Annotated in this window: 6 protein-coding genes; 3 read left to right on the plus strand and 3 right to left on the minus strand. The window is 40.1% G+C overall.

Annotated features, from left to right (window positions below; genetic code table 11):
* Positions 1–744 precede the first annotated feature (744 nt).
* Both WBM49_RS06355 and WBM49_RS06360 read left to right on the plus strand, forming a co-directional pair.
* Entirely contained in the window at positions 745–2688 is a 1944-nt protein-coding gene (locus WBM49_RS06355) for a TPR end-of-group domain-containing protein (RefSeq protein WP_424371220.1), read from the plus strand.
* A 34-nt stretch (positions 2689–2722) separates the two neighbouring features.
* A complete protein-coding gene (locus WBM49_RS06360) occupies positions 2723–4285 on the plus strand; it encodes an SRPBCC family protein (protein ID WP_424371221.1) in 1563 nt (520 codons plus the stop codon).
* A gap of 6 nt (positions 4286–4291) precedes the next feature.
* On the opposite strand, the gene WBM49_RS06365 is transcribed toward WBM49_RS06360, so the two are convergent.
* From WBM49_RS06365 to WBM49_RS06375, 3 genes are read right to left on the minus strand one after another with little or no spacing between them, the layout of a single operon-like run.
* Positions 4292–5713: a Dyp-type peroxidase gene (locus WBM49_RS06365; protein ID WP_424371222.1), complete on the minus strand. Its 1422-nt coding sequence runs from the start codon at positions 5711–5713 to the stop codon at positions 4292–4294.
* A 6-nt stretch (positions 5714–5719) separates the two neighbouring features.
* On the minus strand, positions 5720–7150 hold the full coding sequence (locus tag WBM49_RS06370) for a hypothetical protein (RefSeq protein ID WP_424371223.1): 1431 nt from the start codon (positions 7148–7150) through the stop codon (positions 5720–5722).
* Positions 7151–7163: 13 nt separating this feature from the next.
* Positions 7164–8156, minus strand: a complete 993-nt coding sequence (locus WBM49_RS06375) for a patatin-like phospholipase family protein (RefSeq protein WP_424371224.1) — start codon at positions 8154–8156, stop codon at positions 7164–7166.
* A gap of 322 nt (positions 8157–8478) precedes the next feature.
* Between WBM49_RS06375 and WBM49_RS06380 the strand changes: the two genes are divergently transcribed.
* Positions 8479–8759: hypothetical protein (locus WBM49_RS06380; RefSeq protein WP_424371225.1), on the plus strand; the 281-nt coding region annotated here is incomplete at its 3' end.

Consider the following 8759-nt stretch of genomic DNA (forward strand, 5'->3'; position numbering starts at 1 on the left):
CAAATCGACAAGTCCGTTCAGACACATGGAATTTCGTAATGTGCTTGCCACTTAACCTTGATCAAAGAATTAATTCAAATCACCATAATGGCCGCTCGCTAAGTTTTTTCTCAAAGTAACCTTATGCAAATTTCATAAAATCTTGTCTAGTACTTCTGTGTCCATTTGTAAGGACTCCAAATCAATAACCTCATACATTTTAGCACTCCCAAGTATGAAGAATGCCTCGATCTATGATGTTAACTAGAGGTAGGAGGCCGTAACAGCTTAGTAAGCAAGATCTGAATAAAAATTACATAGTTGTTCAGTGTAAAAAAAGTCTATAAATCAACCAATATATGTGGCTATGTTATATGGATTTACTGTGGGTATTTAATAGCCGTTTACACGTCTTTATTTTTTGTTGCTGATTATAGTCTTTTATGACGGCATCCAACTTCGGTTATGAACATTTTGGCAAAACCAAAGAAAAAATATGACATTTCCAGTAAATGGCCTAAACAGGTACTCTAAAAGGAGACTCCATGGGCATTAAGATAAATTTCAACCCTTGGATACTGGTATTTATACACCATAATACAGACAGTACTAGTACGAATTAACTTATTTTTTAATTGGATTCATGTTTGTACCTATACGCTAAACAAAAATTCATTTATAAAGTTGTAATTTTATAACGATAGTAAGAACTTTTAGTTCAAATCGAAGAATATCAGACTCTGTTAATGAATTAGTGTATTTAAGATGAGTAATACCAGAACCACTAACCGACTTATAGCCTGCATAATGTTTAGCGATATTTTGGGCTATACCGCATTAATGGGCGAGGATGAAAATCTGGCACTGGAAACACTTAGAAAAAATAGAAGAATTCAGGAGCCCATTATAAAAAAATACGGGGGTACCTGGATAAAGGATTTAGGCGATGGTGTATTATCTATGTTTCCTAGTGCAACGGATGCCGTGAGTGCCGCCACCGAAATACATCTTGCAAGTATTGACGATCCTCACCTAGTCCTCAGAATTGGTTTGCATTTAAGTGAAGTAATTTTTGAAAACGGCGATATATTTGGTGATGGGGTAAATATTGCCTCCAGAATTGAACCCACTGCACCTCCACGAGGAACCCATATTTCAGATGCTGTTCGGAGAAATCTTTCTAACAAAAAGGGAATTGAAATAAAACCTAAGGGAGATTTTAACCTTAAAAATGTAAAGGAACCTGTGCCAATTTATGAAGTAATTGTCACTGAGGCTTTTGAACGGATAATGCCTAGTGGGTTTTATGATTCGTTTGAGAACATAAACCCAGAACATAAGGATAGTATTGCGGTTATGCCTTTTAGGAATTTAAATAATGATCCCGAAGAAGAATATTTTGGGGATGGTATAGCAGATGAAATATTAATTACCCTTTCTAATATTAAGGAACTTAGAGTAGTAGGAAGAAGTTCCTCCTTTCAATTTAAAAACAGCACGCTTTCTATCAAAGAAATTGGTAAAACTTTGCAGGTAGATTATTTGCTCGAAGGGAGCATACGTAAAAGCCAGAACAGGGTTCGCATCAATGCATTACTTTTAAAAGTAAGTGATGACAGTCAGGTGTGGGCAGAACGTTATGATCGGGAATTGTACGACATATATGAGGTGCAGGATGATATTGCCTCAAAGATTTCTAAAAAATTAAAGTTAACCTTAACGGAGTTAGACAAAAGAGTGGCACCCATTAATATGGAAGCCTACGAACAACTTTTAAAAGGTCGGTTTTATGTGGAGAAATACATCACATATTTTGATAAAGCCCTGGCTTGTTTTACCCGTGCCATTCAAATAGATCCTAATTATGCTGAGGCATATGCAGAACTGGGGAACTTACATTTTCTTTATACCATGTATCTTCTATCTCCTCCCAGGGAGGGATTCCGCAAGGCAAAGTTTTATGCGGAGAAGGCTTTATCGCTTAATGATGATCTCGGGAGCGCTCATTTTCTCTTAGGGCAGCTGTATTTTTGGCAGGATTGGAATTTCGAAAAAGCCAGGAATCAATATGAAAAAGCAGATTTATCTGCAATCCCCTTTTATTTTACAGGAACTGTCGTTGACCCATGGTATTACGCCTTCGGCTTTGGAGATTTTGATAAAGCTGCAGAAGTTACGCTAAAGGTCATAGAGAACGATCCGCTGTCATTTTTTAATCAGTATACCTTAAGTTGTTATTACACGTGGGGGAGAGAACCCGAAAAAGCACGAGAAGTATTGCAAAATATGTTGCACGCGGTACCCAATTATTCCGAAGCTTATAGATTGTTAGCTTATAATAGTTTTTTAGAAGGGGATAGCGAACGCGCTGTAACAGAGGCCCAAAAGTCGGTTGATCTTTCAAATGGAATTGGATGGAGCCAAATCACCTTAAGTATCGCTTTGGCCCAAAATGGGCAACATAAGGAAGCTAAAAACATTATATCCACTTTAGAAACTTCATCAGAAAATCAAGCCATATCTCCTTTGGGGATAGCCATTATTTATATTGCACTAGGGGATATAGATATGGCTTTTGAGTATCTTAACAAGGCAATAGCATATCGTGATATCTGGATGCTTTCGCTAAAATATGCCCCTGAATTTATTCCGATACGAGACGATCCCAGATTTAAGAAATTAGTGGATAAGATTGGCTATCCAAGCTAACACGAATATTTAAATAACTAACCAACCACCAATTATGAAACAACCACAGCAAACCAAGCAAATAGGGTGTGAATATATAACTGAGGATGAAGATTCTATCATTGAAGAAATGATGTCTGAGATGATTGCTCAGGTAGATCGCATGTATGCAGACAAAAAAATGCTTCGCCAGATCCACACCAAAATGCACGGTTGTGTAAAAGCGACCTTTAAAGTTGAAGAAAATCTACCCGACGATTTAAAAGTTGGGGTATTTAAAAACCCAACCTCGTACAATGCCTGGGTTCGTTTTTCGAATTCCAACACCAAACCTCAGAAAGACAAGAAAAAAGACATTAGAGGTATTGCCATTAAACTAATGGGGGTGCCCGGCGAAAAGATCCTGAACGATCAACGCACCGAAAAATCACAGGATTTTTTGCTGATGACCAGCGAAACCTTCTTTTCAAAGAACATCGCAGAATTCAGGAAAACGCTTAAAGCATCTACTGCAAAAAGCAAGATCAAACTGGCACTTTATTTTCTTAATCCCGCTCATTGGGGGATCCTTAAACGCGTCATGGGGTCAATGGTAAAGTGCAGTAATCCGTTAGATATGCACTATTGGAGTACACAACCCTATCAGTTTGGCAAGCCGGATAAGGCGGTAAAGTACTATTTAAAGCCGTCTCCGGATAATGTTATCCTGAACGAAAACACAAAGGAAGAGAATTATCTTCGCATCAATATGGCCCAAACCTTATATAGCAATCCGGCCGAATTCGATTTTTACGTGCAATTCCAAACCGATGCGGACACCATGCCTATTGAAGATCCTACCGTAGAATGGACCTCGCAGTTTTTTAAAGTGGCGACGTTAACCATCGTGGCACAGGAATTCGATGCTACCGAGCAAATGACCTTTGGGGAGAATCTGTCATTTAATTCATGGCATTCGCTCCCGGAACACCGTCCTCTTGGAAGTTTTAACAGGGCGAGAAGACGGGTGTATGAGGCCATGTCTAAGTACCGGCATGAAAAGAATGGGCTCCCGGTTTTTGAGCCTAAGGACAGTGCGGATTTTTTACCTCCAAAAAGAGAACAAAATTTGGAAACAATACCAGAGCCGGTTCCTCAAAAAGGCATCTTAAAGCGCTCTGCGCAAGTGTTGGTAGACTGCGATAGGAGCACTGCATTCGATTTTATTACCAGTGGAAGCGAACTGCCCAATTGGCTTAAGAAAGTAGGGCCCATACCTGCAGCGCTCAATGCGGAAATATTAAAAGGACCCTATAATTTTGTAGGGGCAAGACGAAAAGTGTTCTTTGATGGGGGAGATACGGTAGTGGAGGAGTTGATGACCTTCAACCCCAGTGCTAACTATTCCTATAGCGTAACTGAGTTTAGTAACTTTCTTCGGTTTTTTAGTAAAAAAGCCTATGGCCAGGTTTGGTTCGACAGGATAAACGATCAGACACGGATTAGCTGGGATTATTCTTTCTCTTATCGGAATATACTAGCCAGACTCATCCTATCACTCTTTCTAAGTTTGTTGTACAAAAAGTTTCTAAAAAAATCCCTTGAAAATGCCAAGGGATATATTGAGAACGGAGATTAGATCTTCTTATAGCGTAGACAAATACCGGATTGTGGTAATTGAGGGAAAAAAGAAATACGCCCCACCGCGTATAGTTATAAATCGCTTTAAATTCTTAATTGACTGGTTTACCGGGTTCGCCTGAATGGTAAAATTTTGTTCCTGCCCCTCCACAGGATTTTCGCGAACCCCAATAATAGGATCAGGATCACTGTACAACTGTTTTATTTTTGGATAATTAGACCAGGTGTATTGCAAGAATTCAAATTGTCTGCTAATATCGGCACTAAAACAGGTAAAATAGATCCCAACGTCTCCCTTTGGCTTCCTGTTTAAAGGTGATCCTACAATAGGGTCTCCGTAAAGCCTCGCCCTTCGAATAAGTCGGTGGCGATTACTTAGAACCATGGAGGTTTTCTTGCTGTACGATTCAAAATTATCTCTTGGATTCATTCTCCTTAAATGAGACCCATAGGGGCACTTTAAACCCTCGGGGTCATCTTTGGCGTATAAAAAATCGTTTTCATCACTGGCCCCTCCGGGATCTTTATCCGGGAACTTGGATAGGGGAGCACCGCTAGGCCATCTGCCCACCATACGGGCGGCAAGTTTTGTACTTGCCTCTTCATCTATAGAGTTATCCTCTTTGGCGGTTTGTTTATTCATAAAATCCCAAAAGGCCTCTACATCTTGCTGCATTTGCCGAATGATGAGATAAGTGCCATTTCTACCCAGATCTTTTTTTCCGGGAACTTCCGGATCTGCAGGTAGCAGATTTAAATTTCCTTGTTCTTCTTCGATCCTGGGAGAATCGGGGAAAACTTCGTAATTATTTTTGTAGCCTAATATAAATTCGCCCGCATTTACGCAATTGTAGTCAGGGCCAACCCTGCCACTCCCATTAATAATGGGTTGTGCAATGCCATCCCTGAACCCAAAATGTTCCTTGTTGTCCTTTAAGGTTAATCCATCCAGGTTCCTAAACTTTTTAAGCCCGTGCTGGGTATACTTCTTCTTTAGCTTTTTGTAATACTCTTTACAGGTAGCTTTATCCTTACCAAAAACCATTAATACCATATGCACATGCTTGTCCTCCCCGGCACCCCATTCCCAGTGTTCGGGTGCACTGCTATCCAGATCGCCCAGTAGTCTGCTGCGGTGTTCGGTGATCATCCCTTCTTTAAAGGGAGGGGAGAAGGTATTGATGTTTTTCGGAGATAATCCAAGTGCTTCTAAACCTTCAGCGGTAAAACCAATATTAAGACAGGTGTCCGGGAGTTTATCCTTGGCTACGACAGTAGCATTTGTCAATTTTCCTGAGATAGTTTTGAGCCATTTTCTGGCAAGATCGGCCTCTTGTACCTGTAACAGTACAAATCTGGAAAACTGCATGTTTCCATACCCTCTTATGAGGTATCCCTGAACGTCTTCCAATTCTATTGTATGCATATGCTGTTAAATTAGTTCAAAAAATCTTCTGGCTCCGCGTTCCGATAGATCTTTGGATAAGAGGTAACAAAGCCTGGAATTATTATTTACATTTTTTATCGATAGTTCGGGATAGGCCGAGTACCAAATTTGAGTTGACAATTCTGAATCCCTACTCCAGGCGAGAAAATGCTCCTCGTCATAGGCACCACCCGGAAATAGAAAATGCGAGGTGGAAATAAACTTCTTTTTGGCCAATACTCCGGTAAAACCTAAGAATCTCGATTTTGGAAACACCGTAGTATTCGAAAATATCCCGGTAAGACCCCATCCGCTTTCATCAATAAAATCGCCTAAGTACTGCTGCCAGCTACCGTCAAAATTGCTAAAGAACAACACCCTTTTATTGTCGTCAAAAAGTACCCAACGGGCAAAGTGTATGGTGGGGATACCCATTAGTTTTCCCCGCACAAAAAGGCTTGAGATAAGGACACGTGCCAGTAACATCATGGCCTTAAAGGTAATTAACCGCACTTTCCCTGGCTTCATATCTACCAATTGCGAAAATTGATTCTGATAGTACACAGGGGGAAGGTCGGTTAGTTGTCCCTTGCCCTTAACATCTTTTTCGGTCCCCAGGTCTTCGTATTCCTCAAGAACCTTTATTTTTTCCTTATCTATATCTGAACGGGTATTAACGTAATACTCGTCCTTTTCCTCATAGAAATACTGAACGATCAACACCCAAATAATGATTACAGGCAGTAGGGGGATAACCAGTAGTATAAACAAGATAAACTTCAGCCAGTTACGCCGGGGTAATTTGGTCTTGTCCTGGAGCCCACTAAAGTCGTCGTTAGATGCCACTTGTTTTTTTAAATACTGATGGATCTCACGGGGAGTCAACTTAGGGTCCCATGAGCCGGCATCTATCAAATCTTTCAGATAATTCCGCAATTTATTCTCCCGGAGGATCTGAACTACTGTTCTTCCTGGGGATCCCTGGTAAAACGCAGAGGTCTTTACCATATACTTCTTAAAAAATTCTTTTCTGGTAGCTGGCGTTCTTTCCCCTTCTTCAGGATATCCAATGCAACATCCATACACAGTATCTATTAGATGGCTTTCCGCATATGGATTACCTTCCGTGTCCAGGATACCATCCACGTCGGCACTGAGATCCTCCAGATGAGCGTCTACACTACCATCGAAATTAGAGGAAAAAACTAGTTGGGGGGTACTCTCCTTGTCATGTTTAAAAAAAATGGTGTGGGGGTTGCTAGACTGTTTATCATCTATGATGAGCCATCTGAGGTAATGAATATTCTTGGTCCTTTCAAACAACTCGTGTTTGTTGGCCTCCAATTCATACTTCACTTTTTTTAAATACGAATACAGATGTTCTAAATGTCCATCCTTTATAGGGGTGACAAGGGTCAATGGGTTTTGTGTGCTCATTGAGTATTTCTTCTTAATTCAGTTGTTTGGTCTTCTTATTTTTTTTCTCTGCTTTCTTTTTTCTCCGTTTAAAATAACTTTTTGCACCTACTTGTCCTGACTTGATCAAACGTTTTTTATCATCCTCAGAAAGATTAAAATTCGTGGCAGAAATCCCCAGGTCACTAATAAAGATAGTTCTTTCCACCAAATGGTTGTCTTCCATAAAATCGATTCCCTGTGCGTTCATCAGGGTGTCAAAAGCGTGTTTAAAATAGGTAAATAGCTGCCCAAAACGCACAAAAAAGGTAAAGAACGTTTTTTTGTGATACTTCCCTTTTCCAGACGTATACGTTTCGGGTTCGGTTTCAACGTCATAAAGTTTTTTAGATTCCAGGTAAAAGCCCAGAGTATCTTGATTAAATCCTTTTTTCTTGTGGAACCTTTTTTTATCGAAAAAAGAGAGGGGGTAGTTATAGACCATTCCGCCATCTACATAGATATGATCATTGGGAATGCCATTACTGAATTGCCAGGCTTTAAAGAACAGGGGGATAGACATGGAGGCCCTGATAGCCTCGGCAACAATACAATGGGGAGTTGCATATTCTGAAAACTCTGTAAAGGTATGTAAGTTAAGATTTGAGGCAAATACGGTCAGATCCTTGCACCCGGCTTTCTGTAAATCGGCAAAGGTGGCATTTTTAGGGAGTTGGTATTTTGATATTTTAAGGAAGTCATGAATAAAGTCTACTATATAATCCCCGTTGTAAAGGCCGTATCTGGTGAAAATTCTCAGAGGATTCCAACCCGACTTAAATTTCTTGAAATCGAGCTGATGCATTAAGCGTTCAATTTGCTTGGAATTGTACCCCACGGCAATCATTCCTGCCACCAGGGCTCCGGCAGAAGTGCCTGAAACGTGTTTAAGGCCATCGTACATGTTTCTTTTCTCCAATTCCCTTATAGCGCCCACATAGGCTATCCCCAGTACGCCACCGCCTTTTAATGCCAAGTTTTTGATCATGAGAGTAGAATATTGCATCTCAAGGTAGATTATTTTTGTTAAAATTAATAGGGGATAATAAGATTTGTTACTGTTTTATGGGATTTCGAAGAGAATTGCAGGGTGTGTCTGTCAATTTACAGCAAAGACTAAGGACAAGTAAAGCGCATAACATACACCTATTTAATACATTATATCCTAGCTTGTTCAGAGTTGATCCCGAGAAGAATAGGCTACCGCAATGCCGGTATATGTCTAATCTCGACTAGCATTTTTTGTCATATTTTCTTATATTAGAGTACGCAAATCATAGAATTAAGTTTAATACTTTTATAAAATAGTGATGCTTACCAGTGTAATAGTTTCAATTATTGCAGGCGTTATTTGTATTCTGTTTGCAATCCTTTATAGTAAAAATGCCAGCCTTAGGATCACCATAGGGGTAATAGGGGTGGTGCTACTTTTTTACGGGGGGTTTAGTTATGGGGCCATGAATCCTATGGCCTATATTGAAACCTATGATACCGGGAATAAGATACAGGTAGAATATCCTGTAAAAAGGGTACAGGTAGTATCACCTGTGGATGGGGATACGGTAAGCTGCCGTATTCTGACCATGGGGGT

The organism is Muriicola sp., assembly GCF_049669965.1.
Taxonomy (GTDB): Bacteria; Bacteroidota; Bacteroidia; order Flavobacteriales; family Flavobacteriaceae; genus Muriicola.